The 17845-nt window shown below is 69.6% G+C and carries 18 protein-coding genes; 10 read left to right on the top strand and 8 right to left on the bottom strand.

Features of this window, described 5'->3' with window-relative positions:
• Nucleotides 1–292: 292 nt before the first annotated feature.
• Entirely contained in the window at nucleotides 293–1300 is a 1008-nt protein-coding gene (locus tag ACZ6S0_RS25670) for a LacI family DNA-binding transcriptional regulator (protein ID WP_465921860.1), read from the top strand.
• 23 nt (nucleotides 1301–1323) lie between these two features.
• On the opposite strand, the gene ACZ6S0_RS25675 is transcribed toward ACZ6S0_RS25670, so the two are convergent.
• On the bottom strand, nucleotides 1324–1848 hold the full coding sequence (locus ACZ6S0_RS25675; protein ID WP_465922053.1) for an NUDIX domain-containing protein: 525 nt from the start codon (nucleotides 1846–1848) through the stop codon (nucleotides 1324–1326).
• A 40-nt stretch (nucleotides 1849–1888) separates the two neighbouring features.
• Nucleotides 1889–3235 carry a transcriptional regulator gene (locus ACZ6S0_RS25680; protein WP_465921861.1) on the bottom strand — a complete coding sequence of 449 codons (1347 nt, stop codon included), beginning with the start codon at nucleotides 3233–3235 and terminating at the stop codon, nucleotides 1889–1891.
• A gap of 331 nt (nucleotides 3236–3566) precedes the next feature.
• On the opposite strand from ACZ6S0_RS25680, the gene ACZ6S0_RS25685 reads away from it, so the two are divergent.
• The gene (locus ACZ6S0_RS25685; protein ID WP_465921862.1) at nucleotides 3567–3770 is read left to right on the top strand and encodes a hypothetical protein; all 204 of its coding nucleotides are present in this window, start codon (nucleotides 3567–3569) and stop codon (nucleotides 3768–3770) included.
• Nucleotides 3771–3958: 188 nt separating this feature from the next.
• The gene (locus ACZ6S0_RS25690) at nucleotides 3959–5113 is read left to right on the top strand and encodes an RtcB family protein (RefSeq protein WP_465921863.1); all 1155 of its coding nucleotides are present in this window, start codon (nucleotides 3959–3961) and stop codon (nucleotides 5111–5113) included.
• Between the two features lie 60 nt (nucleotides 5114–5173).
• Here the strand turns inward: ACZ6S0_RS25690 and ACZ6S0_RS25695 are convergent, their stop codons facing one another.
• The gene (locus ACZ6S0_RS25695) at nucleotides 5174–5959 is read right to left on the bottom strand and encodes an SDR family NAD(P)-dependent oxidoreductase (RefSeq protein ID WP_465921864.1); all 786 of its coding nucleotides are present in this window, start codon (nucleotides 5957–5959) and stop codon (nucleotides 5174–5176) included.
• Nucleotides 5960–5990: 31 nt separating this feature from the next.
• Nucleotides 5991–7397 carry a DHA2 family efflux MFS transporter permease subunit gene (locus tag ACZ6S0_RS25700; protein ID WP_465921865.1) on the bottom strand — a complete coding sequence of 469 codons (1407 nt, stop codon included), beginning with the start codon at nucleotides 7395–7397 and terminating at the stop codon, nucleotides 5991–5993.
• Between the two features lie 79 nt (nucleotides 7398–7476).
• On the opposite strand from ACZ6S0_RS25700, the gene ACZ6S0_RS25705 reads away from it, so the two are divergent.
• The 3 genes from ACZ6S0_RS25705 (at nucleotide 7477) to ACZ6S0_RS25715 (ending at nucleotide 8886) form a co-directional block, all read left to right on the top strand.
• Complete coding sequence (locus tag ACZ6S0_RS25705; protein WP_465921866.1) at nucleotides 7477–8106, top strand: TetR/AcrR family transcriptional regulator; 630 nt, start codon at nucleotides 7477–7479, stop codon at nucleotides 8104–8106.
• 71 nt (nucleotides 8107–8177) lie between these two features.
• Nucleotides 8178–8465 carry a hypothetical protein gene (locus ACZ6S0_RS25710; RefSeq protein ID WP_465921867.1) on the top strand — a complete coding sequence of 96 codons (288 nt, stop codon included), beginning with the start codon at nucleotides 8178–8180 and terminating at the stop codon, nucleotides 8463–8465.
• 13 nt (nucleotides 8466–8478) lie between these two features.
• Complete coding sequence (locus ACZ6S0_RS25715; protein WP_465921868.1) at nucleotides 8479–8886, top strand: hypothetical protein; 408 nt, start codon at nucleotides 8479–8481, stop codon at nucleotides 8884–8886.
• 28 nt (nucleotides 8887–8914) lie between these two features.
• Here the strand turns inward: ACZ6S0_RS25715 and ACZ6S0_RS25720 are convergent, their stop codons facing one another.
• The 4 genes from ACZ6S0_RS25720 to ACZ6S0_RS25735 form a co-directional block, all read right to left on the bottom strand.
• Nucleotides 8915–10384 carry an AAA family ATPase gene (locus ACZ6S0_RS25720; protein WP_465921869.1) on the bottom strand — a complete coding sequence of 490 codons (1470 nt, stop codon included), beginning with the start codon at nucleotides 10382–10384 and terminating at the stop codon, nucleotides 8915–8917.
• Nucleotides 10385–10512: 128 nt separating this feature from the next.
• Nucleotides 10513–11253, bottom strand: a complete 741-nt coding sequence (locus tag ACZ6S0_RS25725; RefSeq protein WP_344884021.1) for a succinate dehydrogenase/fumarate reductase iron-sulfur subunit — start codon at nucleotides 11251–11253, stop codon at nucleotides 10513–10515.
• On the bottom strand, nucleotides 11250–13172 hold the full coding sequence (locus ACZ6S0_RS25730; RefSeq protein ID WP_465921870.1) for a fumarate reductase/succinate dehydrogenase flavoprotein subunit: 1923 nt from the start codon (nucleotides 13170–13172) through the stop codon (nucleotides 11250–11252). The genes ACZ6S0_RS25725 and ACZ6S0_RS25730 overlap by 4 nt, the downstream gene beginning before the upstream one ends.
• Nucleotides 13169–13924: a succinate dehydrogenase cytochrome b subunit gene (locus tag ACZ6S0_RS25735; protein WP_465921871.1), complete on the bottom strand. Its 756-nt coding sequence runs from the start codon at nucleotides 13922–13924 to the stop codon at nucleotides 13169–13171. The genes ACZ6S0_RS25730 and ACZ6S0_RS25735 overlap by 4 nt, the downstream gene beginning before the upstream one ends.
• 133 nt (nucleotides 13925–14057) lie before the next feature.
• Here ACZ6S0_RS25735 and ACZ6S0_RS25740 point away from each other — a divergent pair, with 133 nt between their 5' ends.
• The 4 genes from ACZ6S0_RS25740 to ACZ6S0_RS25755 are packed head-to-tail and all read left to right on the top strand — an operon-like array spanning nucleotide 14058 to nucleotide 17727.
• On the top strand, nucleotides 14058–14987 hold the full coding sequence (locus ACZ6S0_RS25740) for a LysR family transcriptional regulator (RefSeq protein WP_344884028.1): 930 nt from the start codon (nucleotides 14058–14060) through the stop codon (nucleotides 14985–14987).
• 30 nt (nucleotides 14988–15017) lie between these two features.
• Complete coding sequence (locus tag ACZ6S0_RS25745) at nucleotides 15018–16151, top strand: PP2C family protein-serine/threonine phosphatase (RefSeq protein WP_465921872.1); 1134 nt, start codon at nucleotides 15018–15020, stop codon at nucleotides 16149–16151.
• Nucleotides 16148–17290: a sensor histidine kinase gene (locus ACZ6S0_RS25750; RefSeq protein WP_465921873.1), complete on the top strand. Its 1143-nt coding sequence runs from the start codon at nucleotides 16148–16150 to the stop codon at nucleotides 17288–17290. Before ACZ6S0_RS25745 ends, ACZ6S0_RS25750 begins: the two co-directional genes overlap by 4 nt.
• Nucleotides 17287–17727 carry a response regulator gene (locus tag ACZ6S0_RS25755; RefSeq protein WP_465921874.1) on the top strand — a complete coding sequence of 147 codons (441 nt, stop codon included), beginning with the start codon at nucleotides 17287–17289 and terminating at the stop codon, nucleotides 17725–17727. Before ACZ6S0_RS25750 ends, ACZ6S0_RS25755 begins: the two co-directional genes overlap by 4 nt.
• Nucleotides 17728–17845 lie beyond the last annotated feature (118 nt).

A 17845-nucleotide genomic window follows, 5' to 3' on the forward strand; every position in this document is an offset into this window, starting at 1 on the left:
GGGGGATGGTTCGAGGGAGCGCTCCCTGAATGGGAGGGTGCTCGCGTCTCTAATCCCTGTCAAGGTCCGCGTTAACCCCGTAGAAACCTCTCCGACGCATGAGAGAGCGCTCTCTCGTTCGGCTCCGCGAATCCGGCGACACCCCGCGACCAGCCACGATCCACACCCCACTCGCGAACCGCCCGAGGACCCATCCCCGCCCTGAGAAACACGCGAAAAAGGCACGTCTTGACTCGCCCCGCCCCGCACCCGCACCCTTGCGAGGGAGCGCTCTCTCACCGGAAGGAGTGAGGTGGCACCCAAGAGCGAGGCGAACCGCCCGACCCTCGAAGCCGTGGCCGCCCGTGCCGGCGTCTCCAAGTCCAGCGTCTCCCGGGTGATCAACGGCGCCTCGACCGTGGCCCCGTCGATCCGCGAGGTGGTGCTGCGGGCCGTCAGGGAGCTGGGCTACGTTCCCCACGCCGCCGCCCGCCACCTGGCCACCCGCCGTACCGACGCCGTCGCCCTCGTCGTCTCCGACCCGCCCAAGGGCCTCGTCTCCGACGACCCGATGTTCTCGGCCGTGGTCCGCCAGGCCAGCAGGAAACTGGAGGCGGCCGGGAAGCAGGTGGTGCTCATGCTGGCGGGCTCGGAGGAGAGCCGGGCCCGCGTGGCCCAGTACGTCGCGGCGGGCCACGTCGACGGCGTCATGCTCGTCTCCATGCACGGCGCCGACTCCCTGCCCGCCACGCTGGCCCGCAAGGGCCTCCCCGTCGTCTCGCTGGGCCGTACGAACCCGGCCGTCCCCCACGCCGAGAACGACAACCCCGGCGGCGCCGCCCTGGCCGTCCACCACCTGCTCAGGCAGGGCAGGCGCCGGATCGCCACGATCACGGGCCCGCTGGACATGATCGCCTCACAGGAACGCCTCACCGCCTACACCGACGTCATGCGCGACACCGGCCACCGCTCGATCGTCGCCCTCGGCGACTTCACCCGCGTCTCCGGCGCCGACGCCATGCGCCAGCTCCTCCAGGACGACCCCGGCCTCGACGCCGTCTTCGCCGCCAACGACCTCATGGCCATCGGCGCCCTGCGCACCCTGCGCGAATCGGGCCGCCGGGTGCCGGACGACGTCGCGGTGATCGGCTTCGACGACATCGAGGCCGCCCGCTACACCACCCCGCCCCTGACCACGATCCACAGCCCGATGACCGACTGGGCCACCGCCACCGTGGACCTCCTGCTGGGCCTGTTCGACGGCGGCCCGGACACCCCCGTCCTCCTCCCGGCCGACCTGGTCGTCCGCGAGTCGGCCTGACAACCGCCTCCTGCCGGTGGTCGTCAGATCTCCGTGAGGACGTACAGCAGGGCGTTCATGCTGGTGCCGCTGACGAGGTCGCGCTTGTCGATCAGGCGGCGGATGCCTGTCAGGGGGACCCACTCGACGCGCTCCGCCTCCCACGCTTCGGTGGGCGACCCGATGTGCCGGGCGCTGTCGGCGCGGAAGACATGGTGCTCGGAGTCGGAGATGCCACTGGTCGGCTGGGTGTAGAGCAGCGGACGCAAGGGGCCGGGGCGCCAACCGGTCTCTTCTTCGACCTCACGGGCGGCGGCCGCGATCGGCTCCTCACCCTCGTCGATCTTGCCGATGGGAATCTCCCAACCCCAGGTGTCGGTGATGAAGCGATGCCGCCAGATGAGCAGTACGCGATTCTGTTCGTCAGTGACGACGGCACCCGCACCGGGCGCGGTACGGATGAGCCGGTGATCGAGATGCCTTCCGTCCGGCAGCTCCACGTCGGCCACCCGAACGTCGAGCCAGCGGTCGGTGTACAGCGGCTCTTCCGAGTGAACCTGCCAGCGCATGCGGCTGCTCCCCTGCGTGGACGCCTGGACCGGCACCACGCTACAAGGGAATGCCCGCCTGCTGTCTCGCACGAGCGACAAACGCTTTGACCGGTTGTGTGTCGTAGGCACTCAGGGCTGTCGCCACCGATTCGATGCGCTCGGCAAGGCGCTCGGACTCCATTCCCTCGGTGCAGTCGAGCATGCTTTCCGCGGTAGAGGCAGCCCGTTCCAGCTCTCCGCGTTCGGCCAAAATCAAGGCGAGAGTCGCCTGCCTGTGAGCCTGCCCCCGCAGATGGCACGTGCCAGCCAAACGCAGAGCTTCCTCTGCGTACTCCCGAGCAGATGTCAGGTCGCCGAGACGGCGCAGCGCCTCGGCGTGTTGGCACTCAAGCAGACCCGGTTGTACGTAGCCGGTCTCCGGAGGCTCTTCTCCTTGCCGGATCTGCCCCGCCGTGATCTCCGATCGGCGCATGTGCGCATGGCAGCTTCCCCGGTCGCCGACACGTGCGTATGCCTTCGCCTGGAGAATGTGCAAATCCGTCGCGAGGGCGGGACTCAGGTGACCCCGCGCTCCCCGTAGAGCCGTCTCGCAGTACTGGATGACGCGCCGGTACTTCGCCTGCGCCATCGCCTGGTTCGCCAGCAAAGCGATCACGTAACCGCCGAAGGCCAGGTTGCTCGACGCCTTGGCCATCCTGAGCGCGTGAAACAGGTAGCGCTGAGACAGCGCCTGCCTGTCAGAGTCGTACGCGCATATGCCCGCGAGCGCGACCAACCCGCCTGCCGCCCGGAACAGCCGCCGGCCGATCTCGTCGTCATGGCCACCTCTGAGCAGCGGCGTCACGCTGGTGTTGAGGAAGGCCACGAGCCGCGGCCGCACCGGGACGCCGCCCACCCTGCGGTACATCTGCTCATATCGACCACGCGCGTCCTTGAGCACCTGGACGTCGTTCATCGACACCGGGCGCGGACCTCGCCGCGAGACGTCGATCTCGTGTGGCGGGTTCTCCCATCCGAAGATCGGTGCGACGGCTGCTGAACCTTCGATCAACAACGCGCCCGCAGGGAAGACCTTGTTCCCCAGGTCTCCTCGCCACAGAGCGACAGCCTGGTCAACCGCCTGGGGCAGCTCCGTCTCGCAGTCGCCACCCGCTGTTCTCGCCATCCCGAGATCTGACAGCGCGAGGACCCGCCCGACCCTGGGACCGATGATCTCGCAGATGATCTCCGGAACGTCGCCCCTCGGGACGGCGTTGTCTCTGACCCATCGCGCTACGGCCGTGTGGTCGTAGCGCGATGGGCGACGAGCGGTCGCGGTGGCCCTGTTGATCCGCGCGGCCAGCCCCGCGTGCGAGATGCCCGCTTCCGCAAGCAGGGCCTCCAGCAGGATGTTCCGCTCACTCACTTCAGCCCCCCTCGTCGAGCGACGCCATATCCGAAGTGTAAGCAGAGCATTACGGAGCGAGCGGACGGTTGGCAGACGAGCACATCACAGCTTTGTCGCATTCACACAGGGTGTGAACCTGCTCCCATCACCCGTCTCGATCACGCGCTTATGAGGGCGATCCCGCGCCGAGTCCACTGACTCCATGACCAGGAACCGACCAAAGATCACACCCCCACCTCACCCCCTGCATGCCGCCCGTGACATAGGTCAAGCCCTTGCCGCACTCGGCGTTCCCGCCGACATCCACGATGGATACGGGCTGGCCCTGGTGTCGGTCTGGGTGGGCCTTGTGGTCTGGTGCGATGGCGACCGCTACTGGTGGCGTACCGGCTGGGACCCGCACCGCAAGCGAGTCATCTACGCCTACCATCCCGTGCTCGACCCTGAGCGGGCTGCCCGCCGCGTCGCCTCCCGCTACGCCGACCTTCGCAGAAGCCATCCCGTACCCCAGCCGATGATCGTGCAGGCGGCACCTTCGAGGCCGGCCAGTTGAGCATTGATGCGCGACGGGCGGGAAGCCGCACCACGATCACGAACTCCTGCCATTCGCTCCCACCACTCGCCATACCCGCGCATGAACGTGGCCCGCACAGCCGGCAGAAGCCGCATTCGATAAAATGAGTGGGAATTCCTCGCCTGGTGTCGCCACACTGATCACGAACCAGTGAGGAGACTTCTTTCATGCCGAACCAGCCCGCACCGAACCTGCTGTCGTGGGCCAGCGAGATCGACGAAGGCGCGATCCTGCAGGCCGCACGCACCGCCCGCCTGCCGTTCGTCTCCGGCCACGTCGCTCTCATGCCCGACGCGCACGTCGGCATCGGTGCGACGGTCGGCTCGGTCATCCCCACCGAGAACGCGATCATCCCCGCCGCCGTCGGCGTGGACATCGGTTGCGGCATGGTGGCCACGGAGACGACGCTCACGGCGGCGGACCTGCCCGACACGCTCGCCGCCCTGATGCCGCTGGTGGAGCGCCGCATCCCCGCCGGTGTCGGCAAGGGCCACGACGACCCGTCGATCGACCGCACGCTCAGCGACCTCGGTCTTCCCCACACCGACCTCGACCCGAAGCAGAGCAGGAAGGTGGCCGAGCAGTTCGGCACCCTCGGCTCCGGCAACCACTTCGTCGAGGTCTGCCTCGACGAGCGTGACCACGTCTGGACGGTCCTGCACTCGGGTTCGCGCGGCATCGGCAACCAGCTCGCCCAGATGCACATCACGGGCGCGAAGAAGCTGATGAGGAAGCAGGCCGTCGGCCTGGAGGACCCCGACCTGGCGTACCTGGTCCAGAGCACGCCGGAGTTCACCGCGTACATCGAGGACATGCTGTGGGCCCAGCACTACGCCATGGCTTCGCGGGCACGGATGGACAAGGTCCTGATCAACGCGCTGTTCAGGGTTGTCGGCCAGGGGCAGCGGGTCCGCACCATCAACTGCCACCACAACTTCACCCAGCAGGAGACCCACTACGGCAAGTCCCTCTGGATCACCCGCAAGGGGGCCATCAAGGCCGACACCGGCGACGAAGGCGTGATCCCGGGCTCGATGGGCACCCGCTCGTACATCGTGCGGGGTCGCGGGAACCCGGAGTCGTACCATTCCTGCTCGCACGGTGCGGGCCGCCGTATGTCGCGTACCAAGGCGAAGCGGGAGCTGTCCGTGGCGTCCCTGTCCGCGGCGATGAGCGGTCGCACCTGGAACGCGGACCGGGCCGCGGCCCTGGTGGACGAGCATCCTGACGCGTACAAGCCGATCGACCAGGTGATGGCGGACCAGAAGGATCTCGTCGAGGTCCAGCACACGCTCCGCCAGATCTTCAACTACAAGGGTTGAGGCACAGGTGTGCCCCGCCTCGGGAGGGCGGGACACACCTCGGTCCGGCCGGATCGGTCGCTAGATCGGTCCGGCCGTGGAGCCGATCAGCGCGAGTGTCCGCTCGTGCAGCCTCTCCGCCGCCCTCGGGTCGAAGGACGGCAGGTCCAGGCCGATGCGCTGGTGCCGCATGAACGCGGTGAGCGGCTCGGCCGACGGGTCGTCGATGCGGGCGACGATGGGCTTGATGCCCTCCTCCACCGGCATCCCGTACCGTTTCAGCGCCTCGACGTGCATCGCCGTCGACGCGTCGAACTCACCGGCCACACTCGTCGACACCCCGCCCGGATGGAGCAGCACATACCGGGTACGGTCGCCGTGCCGCGCCGCGAAGGCCACGCCCAGCAGGTCGTTCGCCTTCCCGGCCTGGAACTGCGCCTTCATGCCGTCGTAGCGGCGCTCCAGCATGAGGTCGTCCCAGTGGATCCGCCCGTCCGGCTGGCCGGGCCCCGACACGTTCACGATCATCCGTGGCCCGTTCAGCCCGTGGCTGAGCAGGAAGCGGCTCAGGTAGTCGAGCGCGAACGTGCCCTCCAGCCCCTCCTTCGTCACGAACCGATGCGTACGGAAGTAGCGCGCGCACAGCACCAGCGCGTCCACCACCGGGAAGCGGGTGTTGACCTCGTCGATCACCCGCCGGTTCTCGCTGATCAGGGTCAGGTCGGCCTGGATGAACGTCGCTCCCGGCAACGCCTTGGCCGCGTCGCGTCCCACGACGGCGACCGTGTCGCCGCGCTCCAGGTAGGTGCGGGCGAGCGCCCGTCCCATCCCGTCGGTCCCGCCGCTGATCACCAGTGTCTTCGTCATACGAGCTTCCTCTCTTCACAGATTCCGATGGTCACGCGAACTCCTGCTCTCGTACGGGCTGCGGCGTGCTCGCCCGGCCGGGCAGGAGCGGGACGAGGGCCAGGACGAGCAGGTTGGAGGCGACGCCCAGCCAGAACACCCCGCGCAGCCCGCTCATCGCGTCGGCCGAGGTCTGGACGACGAGCGCCACGATGGCCACCCCGAGCGCCGCGCCGAGCTGGTTCAGCATGTAGAGCACCGAACTGCCCTGGGCCACCATGGGCCCGGGGAGCGTGCGGTAGAGCGAGCCCATGGTCGGGGCGCTGAAGCAGCCGCTGCCCAGCCCGAACGTGAGCGCCGCCAGGGCCGGCCACACCTCGGGCGTGCCGGGCCCGATCCGGGTCAGGGCGAACACGCCGGCGACCGACACGACCGCGCCCGCGGCGGCCAGGCCGCGCGCGCCGAGCCGGTCGGAGAGGCGTCCGGCCAGCGGCATGGCGATGGCGCCGCCGAGGCCGAGCGGGGCCATGAGCAGCCCGGCCGCCAGCACGCCGTGACCGTGCGCCTGCTGGTAGTACAGGGGCAGCGCGAACAGCCCGGCGAACAGCCCCATCCCGCCGAGCCCCATGATCGTGACGCTCGCGCTGAACCCCCGGTTGCGGAACAGCCGCAGATCGATCAGCGGCGACGGCGTACGGGCGTGGACGGCGTACCCGGCGAGCAGCGCGACCCCCAGGGCCAGCGGCAGCACCACCTGCCACGCGCCGAACGTCCCCTGCTCGCCGGTCTGCGACAGCGCCAGCACCACGGCCGCGAAGCCCGGCCCGAGCAGCGCCAGCCCGACCACGTCCAGCCGCGAGGTACGCTCCTCGATCGGCTCGTCGGCGGGGATCACCCGTAGCGCGAGCACCAGCGCCACGGCGCCGACGACCACGCTGATCAGGAACATCGCCCGCCAGCTCATGGCGCCGAGGATCGCGCCGCCCGCGATCGGCCCGAGCACCGGTCCCAGCGACAGCACCACGCCCATCAGCCCCATCACCCGCCCAGCCCGGCGCGGCCCGGCGGCGCGGGCGAGCAGGATCAGCACGAGCGGGTCGAGCAGCCCCGCCCCGACCCCCTGCACCACCCGGAACGCGATCAGGCTGCCCACGTCCCAGGCCAGCCCGGCGGCCAGCGACCCGGCCAGGAACAGCACCAGACCGGCCACCCACAGGCGCTTGCCGCCGTACCGGTCGACGGCCCAGGTGGTGAACGGGATGGTGGCGGTCACGGCCAGCAGGAAGCCGGTGGCGGTCCAGCCGATCGTGCTCAGCGACGTGTCGAAAACCTCGGCCAGCGTGTCGGTGGCGACGGCCGCCATGGTGCTGTTGAGGATGCCCAGCAGCCCGCCGAGCAGGACCACGACGATCGTGCCCACCAACCGCCGGTCCAAGCGGTCGTCCGAATCTGAACTCATGGGTTCAAGTTAATTATCTGACGCGTCCGACGCAACCTAGAGCGTCCACATGATTGAACCCGTGGGTACAATCGCAGGTATGACCACCACCAGGGGACGGATCGACAAGCGGCAGGCCATCCTGGAAGGCGCGTTCACCGTGTTCGCTCGGGAGGGCTACGCACAGTCGTGCGTGCAGGAGATCGCCCGCGAGGCGGGCGTGGCCAAGCCGACGGTCTACAACCACATGACCGACAAGGCCACCCTCTTCCGGCACGCCATCGAGGCCGCCGCGCAGGCCGTGCTCGACGAGCGCGTCGCCGCCCTGGAGCCGCTCGCCGCCCCCGGCGACGACCTGTCCGTGACGCTGGAGGAGGTCGCCGGGGCCCTGCTCCGCCTGCACACCGACGGGCGTTCGTGCGCGCTGCGCCGGCTGCTCTACTCGGAGGTCACCCACTTCCCCGACATCCTCGACGTCGTCAGGGAGAGCGGCCCCGACCGGCTCACCAAGGCCCTGGCCGACCGGCTGGCCCGGCTCGCGCTCGCCGGCCGCGTCCACACCACCGATCCCGACCTGGCGGCCGAGCAGTTCCTCGGCCTGCTGCTCGGCCCGCTGGAGGCGCGCACGCAGATGGGTACCCGCTCGCTGGACGACTCCGACCTGCGGGAGCTGGCCCGCGCCGCCACGCGGACGTTCGTACGGGCCTGGGTCGAGCAGCCCGCACGGTAACCGACACGCCTGGCCAATTCTGGCGACAATACCTCTTGTCGATGGTAGGCAAGGGATATAGTCTGCCGCGTGTGGTGGAACGAGACGACTACGCGACCATCCGCGATCGGATCATCAGGCTCTCCCACCTCCACGGCCTGCGCTGCGACTGGGCGGAGACGACCAAGCGGCAACGCTTCCTCCTGCTGTGGGACACAGAGGGCCGGGTCGTGGCCCGCGCGATCGTCCCGCTCTACCCCAAGGAGACCCCCCACCTGGTCGACTCTCTCGAACGAGGGCTGGCACACGTGTTCGGCGACGACTGGCTTTCGGCGACGACCGGCCGACCGGCCCCGCCGTACGACCGGCAGGAAGACTGACTGGAGCACCCCGATGACCGCAGACCGCGTCGACGTCCACGTCACCATGGCCGGCAACCTCTGGCTGGCGCAGGTGGACGGCGTGGCCGGCGGCATGTCCGCCCGTACGCTGAAGGAGCTGCACGGGGACGTCGCCGAGGGGCTCCCGTTCCTGTTCGCCGATCGCGGCCGGCCGCCGTCGCCGGTCTACCACTACACGCTGCCCGGCCTGTCCGAGCAGGACCTCGACGACTTCGCCGCCCTCCAGCGCCAGGCCGCCGCCATCGCCGAGGACTACACGCGCACGCTGAAGAAGCGGGTCAAGCACATGCACGAGCTGGGGCTGTCCGACGGCGACATCGGCGAGCTGCTGGGGCTGACCAAGCAGCGCATCCAGCAGATCCGCACGAACGCCGGCGACGAGGCCCGCCAGAGCGGGTGACGGCCCTCCCGGCGGACCATCGTTCGAATCAGTCGCCGGAGTAGAGGCGGCGCAGGTCCACCAGCTCCACATCGCGACGCCCGCGCGCCACCTCCACCAGCTCGCCGGTGAACCCCGCGCGTGCGAAGAGCAGCAGTTTGGGCGGCTGGTCCACCTGCGCATCGGGAAGCAGGGCGCGCAGGTGCTCCAGCCGCTGAAGCTGTGGCGCGCCCACCGGGGTGAGGGTGCCCTTGGCCTCCCCGATCGCCGTGATCCGATCGGGCGCCGCCGAGCGCGTCTCCGTCACGACGACGTCGAGTTCGTGCCCCTGCCGGTGAGCACGGCACGCCACGTCACTGGGACGCACGGCACTCGCGGTCCCGCCCAGCGTGTCGCTGGAGGCGTGCAGGAAGCACCACTCACGGACGACGTCCTCGAAGTGGGGGCCGTAGATCTTGGAGGCGACCGTGTCGGCGTTCGCGTGCCAGACCCGCGCCGCCTGACCGGCGACCAGCTCGGGCTCGCGCCGCTGCGTGACGAGCTGGTGGAGCCGCACGATCGGCTCGGCGACCTTGAACACGCTCCGCTTCTGCCGCAGAGCGTCGTCCACCTGCTGGATCAGGCCGATGCCGTGCAACCCCGTGAGCAGATGGCCCACCGCGCTCGCCGGCCGCCCGAGCACGGCGGCGATCTCCGAACGGCGATGGTTACCCGCGCTGATGGCCGTCAACACGGCGGCGTACGAGGTGGGGTCGGCGATGGACGGCTCCTCACGCAGCAGCAGGCCGCCCTCGCGGAACATCGCCGAGGCGGGATTGAGCAGCCGCCGCTGCACCCATCGATCGAAGGAATCGACGTCGTCCGGCCCCGACCCGCCGCACATCTCCAGGTACGCGGGCGTCCCTCCGACGAGCGCGTTGACGCGGAAGGCCAGCTCGGGGTCGTGCGCCAGCCCCCAGAACCTGCTCGCGTCCCGAAATCCGAAGGGCCGCACGATCAACTCCAGCACCGCCCGTCCCCGCAGCGGCGCACCCCCGCCCAGTAGCTGGGACATCGTGGTGAGGGCGCTGCCGCAGAGGATCATGCGCGTGCGGGTGTGCTCCTTGGCATGCCCGGTGGGACTGAGTGCCTGCTGGAGGTACGAGGGGAGCGCGGGTGTGGCCGACATCAGGTAGGGGAACTCGTCGATGATCACCGGCGTCGCCCGTTCCTCGCCCAGGCGAAGGAGTTCGTCGAGCCCCTCCCGCCAGGTGCCGAAGGCGACCGGCCGGCGAAGACCTCGGTGGTGGGCGTACGCCGCGCCCAGGTCGGCGAGGCTCTGCGCCTCGGTCTGCTGTGTGGCGGCGAAGAGCAGGCCGCCCGTCTCCTGGGCGAGGAGTTCGAGCATCAGGGTCTTGCCCTGGCGACGCCGCCCGTAGACGAGGCCAAGAGAGGCGCCCATCAAGGGGGACGAGACGAAGCCCGCCAGTTCCTCCCACTCGGTGTCCCTGCCGAACAGGCGGGACGGCTTGCTGAGCATCAGACCTCCCCGGAAAGAATGATAGGTGCAACTATGATAGTTGTACCTATCATTCTGCGCGGGTGCCCGCGCACGTAGTTACAGCGGCGTGGTCACCCGGGTGTGGTCACCGGGGCACCAGGGGCTGGCTACTTGGCGCTGGCCTTGAGGTAGTCGCCGTTCATCTGCGCGATCGAGTCCAGCGGGATCCCCTTCGGGCAGACCGCCGTGCACTCGCCCGTGTTCGTGCAGCCCCCGAAGCCCTCCGCGTCCATCTGGTCCACCATCGCCTTGGCGCGCGACAGCCGCTCGGGCTGGCCCTGCGGCAGGAGGCTCAGGTGGGTGATCTTGGCGGCGGTGAAGAGGGAGGCCGAGCCGTTCGGGCAGGCGGCCACGCAGGCGCCGCAGCCGATGCAGGTGGCCGCGTCGAAGGCCGCGTCGGCGTCCTCCTTGCGTACCGGGACGCTGTGGGCGTCCGGGGCGGAGCCGGCCGGGACCGAGACGAAGCCGCCCGCCTGGATGATGCGGTCGAACGCGCTACGGTCCACGACCAGGTCCTTGACGACCGGGAACGGGGCCGCGCGCCACGGCTCGATGGTGATCTCGGCGCCGTCCTCGAAGTGGCGCATGTGGAGCTGGCAGGTGGTCGTGGCGCGCTGCTCGCCGTGGGCGACGCCGTTGATGACCATGCCGCACATGCCGCAGATGCCCTCGCGGCAGTCGTGGTCGAAGGCGATCGGGTCGTCGCCCTCCAGGATGAGCCGCTCGTTGAGCACGTCCAGCATCTCCAGGAATGACATGTCCGGAGATACGTCCTCCACCCGGTACGTCACCATGCGGCCCGCGTCCGAGGGGCCGCTCTGCCGCCAAACGCGCAGGGTCAGGTTCACTTGTAGCTCCGCTGGGTCATCTTCACGTACTCGTACTCGAGCGCTTCCTTGTGCAGGACGGGACCGTCCTCGGCGTGCTCCCAGGCCGACACGTGCGCGAAGTGCTCGTCGTCGCGCAGGGCCTCGCCGTCGGCGTCCTGCGACTCGGCGCGGAAGTGGCCGCCGCAGGACTCCGTACGGACCAGGGCGTCCAGGCACATCAGCTCGGCCAGGTCGAAGAAGTCGGCGACGCGGCCGGCCTTCTCCAGCACCTGGTTCAGCTCCTCCGCGGCGCCGCTCACCTTGACGTTCTGCCAGAACTCCGCGCGCAGCTCGGGGATGCGCTCCAGCGCCTTGCGCAGCGACTCCTCGGTGCGCTCCATGCCGCAGTAGTCCCACATGAGCTTGCCCAACTCGCGGTGGAAGGAGTCGGGCGTGCGGGTGCCGTTCACGGCCAGCAGCCGGTCGATCCTGGTGCGGACCTTGATCTCGGCCTCGGCCACGGCCTCCTCGTCCACCTCTCCGAACGGGCCGGCGGCCAGGTAGTCGCCGAGGGTGGTCGGAAGCACGAAGTACCCGTCGGCCAGGCCCTGCATGAGCGCCGACGCGCCGAGGCGGTTGGCGCCGTGGTCGGAGAAGTTGGCCTCCCCGATGACGAACAGGCCGGGGATCGTGGACTGCAGGTCGTAGTCGACCCACAGCCCGCCCATCGTGTAGTGGACGGCCGGGTAGATGCGCATCGGCACGTCGTACGGGTTCTCGCCGGTGATGCGCTCGTACATCTCGAAGAGGTTGCCGTACTTCTTCTCGACGGCGTCGCGGCCGAGGCGGTTGATGGCGTCCCGGAAGTCGAGGTACACGCCGAGCCCGCCGGGGCCGACGCCGCGGCCCTCGTCGCAGACGTTCTTGGCGGCGCGCGAGGCGATGTCGCGCGGCACCAGGTTGCCGAAGGCCGGGTAGATGCGCTCCAGGTAGTAGTCGCGCTCCTCCTCCGGGATGTCCCCGGGGGCGCGCTCGTCGTCCTTGCGCAGCGGCACCCACACGCGGCCGTCGTTGCGCAGCGACTCGGACATGAGCGTGAGCTTCGACTGGTACTCGCCCGACACGGGGATGCAGGTCGGGTGGATCTGCGTGTAGCAGGGGTTGGCGAAGTACGCCCCCCGCTCGTGCGCCCGCCAGATGGCGGTGGTGTTGCAGCCCTTGGCGTTCGTGGACAGGAAGAACACGTTCCCGTAGCCGCCGGTGGCCAGCACCACGGCGTCGGCCAGGTGGCGCTCGATCTCGCCGGTCACCATGTCGCGCACGATGACGCCGCGCGCCCGCCCGTCGGCGACGATCAGGTCGAGCATCTCGTGCCGGGTGTGCATCGTGACCGTCCCGGCCGCGATCTGCCGCTCCAGCGCCTGGTACGCCCCCAGCAGGAGCTGCTGCCCCGTCTGACCGCGGGCGTAGAACGTACGGGAGACCTGCGCCCCGCCGAAGGAGCGGGTGTCGAGCAGGCCGCCGTACTCGCGGGCGAACGGCACGCCCTGCGCCACGGCCTGGTCGATGATGTTCACCGAGACCTGGGCCAGGCGGTAGACGTTCGACTCGCGGGCGCGGAAGTCGCCGCCCTTCACGGTGTCGTAGAACAGGCGGTAGATGCTGTCGCCGTCGCCGCGGTAGTTCTTGGCGGCGTTGATGCCGCCCTGCGCGGCGATGGAGTGGGCGCGGCGCGGCGAGTCCTGGTAGCAGAACGACGTGACGTTGTAGCCCAGCTCGCCCAGCGTGGCCGCGGCCGATCCGCCCGCCAGGCCGGTGCCGACCACGATCACGTGGAGCTTGCGCTTGTTGGCCGGGTTGACCAGCTTGGCGCCGAACTTGCGCTTCTCCCACCGCTCCTGGATGGGCCCCTCGGGAGCCTTGGTGTCGCGCAGCTCAGGGCCTTCGGTGTACTTCACTTGACAACTCCGAACGTGATCGCGAGGGGCGGAGCCAGGAAGCCGATCACCAGGACCGCGGAGAGCAGCCCGGCCGTCGCGCGAAGGACCCGGTAGCGGTTGCGGTTGGCCCAGCCCAGCGTCTGGAAGGCGCTCCAGACGCCGTGGCGCAGGTGCAGCCCGACCATGACGACGGCCACGACGTAGATCAGCGTCACCCACCACCGGGACGGGTCGAAGCCCTCGACCATCCGGTCGGCGGGGGCGGAGTCGAAGCCCTTGGGGTTCACGACGCCGAAGGTCAGGTCGAGGAGGTGCCAGATCACGAAGAGCACGATCGTGACGCCGCCCCACCGCATGATGTGCGTGGTGTAGCCGCTCGCCTGCGACTTCTTGGCGACGTACTTGACCGGCCTGGCCTTGCCCGCGCGGCGGGACAGCGAGATCGCGGCCCACATGTGCAGGACGACGGCCGCGACGAGGCCGATCTCCAGGATCGTCAGGACCGAGCGGTAGGGCGCGATCGGCTCGAGGAGCGTACGCAGCGCGTGGGCGTACTCGTTGAAGGACTCGCGGCCGAAGAAGATCTTCAGGTTGCCCAGCATGTGCAGGACGAGGAAGAGCACCATCACGGCGCCCGTGACGGCCATGACGACCTTCTTGCCGCTCGACGAGGTCAGGAAGCCGCCTGGCCTCTTGCGGGCTGGGGACTTCTTGGGGGTGCTATCGGTGACGGGCGCTGTGGCGGCGCCCCGCTCTATCGTGGCAGTCACGTCTTCACACGCTAGGTACCCAGCGATGATCCGTCCAAGTCATGACAGGAGTGGTTTCGATAGCTTGCGGCTATGATGTGGGTCGGTAGGGGTTTATCGGGACCTTACGCGGTGGCGGTGCGAGGAATATCACATGCAGTTCCAGCAGCTCGCGTACTTCGTCGCGGTGGCGGAGTCCCGCCACTTCACGCAGGCGGCCGAGCGGATGCGGGTCGCGCAGCCGTCGCTCAGCAAGCAGATCAAGGCGCTGGAGGAGGACCTCGGCGCGCGGCTGTTCTCGCGGGCGCGCGGCAACGTCACGCTCACGGCCGCCGGTGAGGCGCTGCTCCCGCTGGCCCGCCGCATCCTGGCCGACGCCGACACCGCCAGGCAGGAGGTGGCCCAGCTCGCCGGGCTGCGCCGCGGGCGGGTGCGCCTCGGGGCCACGCCGTCGCTCTGCTCGGGCCTGCTGGCCGACGTGCTGGCCCGCTTCCACCGCTCGTACCCGGGGATCGAGCTGCTGGTGGAGGAGGGCGGGTCGCGCGACCTGATCAGGGCGCTGGCCCGGGGGCAGCTCGACCTGTCGCTGATCATCATGCCGCTGCAGAGCGACGACCCCTCGCTGGTGACCGAGGAGGTCCTGCGCGAGAACCTCGTCGTCGTCTCCCCCTCCCACACCCAGGTCAAGGGCCCCTACCTGCGCATCGAAGACCTGCGGGGCCGGCCGATGGTGATGTTCAGGCGCGGCTACGACCTGCGGGAGGCGACGCTGGCGGCCTGCCGGCAGGCCGGCTTCGAGCCGCGCTTCGCGGTGCAGGGCGGTGAGATGGACGCGGTGCTGCGGTTCGTGGAGGCGGGGCTGGGGGTGGCCGTGGTACCGTCGATGGTGCTCGACGGCCGGCCGGGGCTGCTGGGCACGCCGCTCGCGCCGCCCGGCCTCAGCCGTACGATCGCGCTGGCCCACCGCAAGGACGTCGACCCACCCAGGGCCGCGCAGGCGTTCAGGGAGACGCTGTTGTCCTTCGTCGTCGAGGCCGGGCACGAGGGCACGCTTCCACAAGGGGTGGAACTCATCGCAGAATGAGCGAAAGCTCCGACTCCCCGATGAGGTGTCTTGACGGCAAATCTCTCGGAAACGCTGACGCTGCTGCTCGTGGAGGACGACGACGGCGACGCCTTCCTCGTCGAAGAGCTGCTCAAGCAGGCCATGGCGCCGCCCAGGATCTTCCGGGCACGGAGCCTGCACGAGGCCAGGTCGAAGCTGACCCCCGAGATCCAGTGCGTGCTCGTGGACCTGTCCCTGCCCGACGCCGCCCGGCTGGAGGCGCTGGACGAGGTGCTGGCGCTGGCGCCGCACACGGCCGTGCTGGTGCTCACCGGGCTCAGGGACATGCACATGGGCGTCTCCGCCGTGCAGTCGGGGGCGCAGGACTACCTGGTCAAGGGCGATGTGGACGCGCGGCTGCTGGCCAGGTCCATCAGGTACGCGATGGAGCGCAAACGCGCCGACGTGGCCCAGCTCAAGCTCGTCCAGGCCGAGCTGACGGCCAAGGAGAACGCCCGGCTGGAGCGCGCCCTGTTACCCGGCCCGCTGCTGCGTACGGCCTCGATCGAGCACGTGACCCGCTACCTGCCGGGCAGCGGCGGCACGCTGGCCGGCGACTTCTTCGACACCGTGCAGACCCCCGACGGCTCGGTGCACCTCGTGATCGGCGACGTGTGCGGCCACGGCCCCGACGAGGCCGCGCTCGGCGTGGCGCTGCGCATCGGCTGGCGCACGCTGGTGCTGGCCGGCCAGACCGGCGACACGCTGCTGCGTACGCTCGACAGCCTGCTGCGGGCCGAGCGCAAGGATCCGGAGATCTTCACCACGCTGTGCCTGGCCACGATCACGCCCGACCTGACCCACGCCACGATGCGCCTGGTCGGCCACCCGCCGCCCGTACTGGTGCGCGGGAGCGTCGTCGACGTGGTGCCGGGCTCGCCGTCGGGCCCGCCGCTCGGGATCTTCCCCGACGTGGAGTGGTCGGTGCTGGACGTGCCGCTGGGCGAGGAGTGGTCGATGATGCTCTACACCGACGGTCTCATCGAGGCGACCGTGGGAGGTCCCCACGAGTTCCTCGGCGTGGACGGCCTGGTCGCGCTGGTGCGCGCGCACGGCGCCATCGACCTCGACCGGCTCATCGGGCACGTCGGCTCGCTCAGCGACGACCTGGCCGTGGTCATGGTACGCAGGAGGAGAGCATGAGCATCCATCCGCTTCCCCCGCCGAAGGAGCCGACCGGGCTGGGCCGGCTGCCCGTCGCCCGCTGGTTCCTGCTGATCGGGGTGGTGGCCGGCGTCACCTTCGCCGCCGGGGTCGTGGTCGTCATGGCGATGATCGGCCAGGCCGCCGCGCTGGCCCCGACCTCCGAGGAGGCCGCGCAGATCAGCCGGCTGACCAAGGCGCTGGTCGTGCTGTTCACGCTGCTGATGGCCTGCGGCGCCGGGCTGGCCGTCATCGTGCGCTACGCCGTGCTCAAGCCCGTCGAGCAGCTCGCCGGGCAGGTGCGCGCGGTCGCCGCCGGAGACTTCGACCGCGAGCTGCACGTGGACCGCCCGGCCGAGCTGGCCGAGCTGTCCAGCCACATCGACTCCATGCGCGCCCGGATCCTGTCGGCCTGGCGCACGGCCACCGACCAGGCCGAGGAGCTGCGCAGGTCGAACGGGGAGCTGGAGCAGTTCGCGTACGTGGCCAGCCACGACCTCCAGGAGCCGCTGCGCAAGGTCGCCAGCTTCACCCAGATGCTGGAGCAGCGCTACGGCTCCGAACTCGACGGGCGGGCCAGGCAGTACATCCACTACGCGGTCGACGGCGCCAAGCGCATGCAGTTGCTCATCAACGACCTGCTCGACTTCTCCAGGGTCGGCCGGATCACCGGCGAGCGGGCCGTCACCGACTCGGGCGCGGCGCTGGACCGGGCGCTGGAGAACCTCTCGGCCACGATCGAGGACACCGGGGCCACCGTCACCCGCGACGAGCTGCCCCGGGTCGACGGCAACGCCCTGCAGCTCACCCAGCTCTTCCAGAACCTGGTCGAGAACGCGCTGAAGTTCCGCTCGGAGGAGCCCCCGCGCGTCCACGTCGAGGCCAGGCGGGAGGGCGGCATGTGGGAGTTCAGTTGCTCCGACAACGGCATCGGGGTGGAGCCCAAGTACGCCGACCGCATCTTCCTGATCTTCCAGCGGCTCCACCCCCGCGACGTCTACCCCGGGACCGGCATCGGACTGGCCCTGTGCCGGAAGATCGTGGAGTATCACGGCGGGCAGCTCTGGCTCGACGGGCGACCCGGGGACCAGGGCGCCACATTCCGGTGGACCCTACCGGCGGCGGGAGAAGCACGATGAACGGATGGCGCCCGATCGAGGTGCTCCTGGTGGAGGACGACCAGGGGGATATCCTGCTCACGAAGGAGGCGTTCGACTTCAACAAGGTCCGCAACCGGCTCAGCGTGGTCAACGACGGCGAGCAGGCGATGGCGTTCCTGCGTCGCGGGGAGGGCTACGCCGACGCGCCGCGCCCCGACCTGATCCTGCTCGACCTCAACCTGCCCAGGATGAGCGGCATGGAGGTGTTGCAGGAGGTGAAGGCCGACGCGGTCCTGCGAACGATTCCCGTGGTGATCCTGACGACCTCCGAGGCGGAGGAGGACATTCTGCACAGCTACCGGCTCCACGCCAACGCCTATGTTGCGAAGCCGGTGGATTTTGAGCAATTTATCCGTGTTGTCCGTCAAATAGATGATTTTTTTGTGACCGTGGTGAAGTTACCCGCCCAGGGGTAGAGCCTCTGACGCACGTACGTGACAGGAATCACAGCCGGTCATCGAAAAAGTGAGTGACCCCGCTCACAAATGTCGATCCTGTCGTCGTAACGTATCCCCCACCAATGCGCGCCCGAGC

The organism is Nonomuraea sp. NPDC051298, from assembly GCF_055586305.1.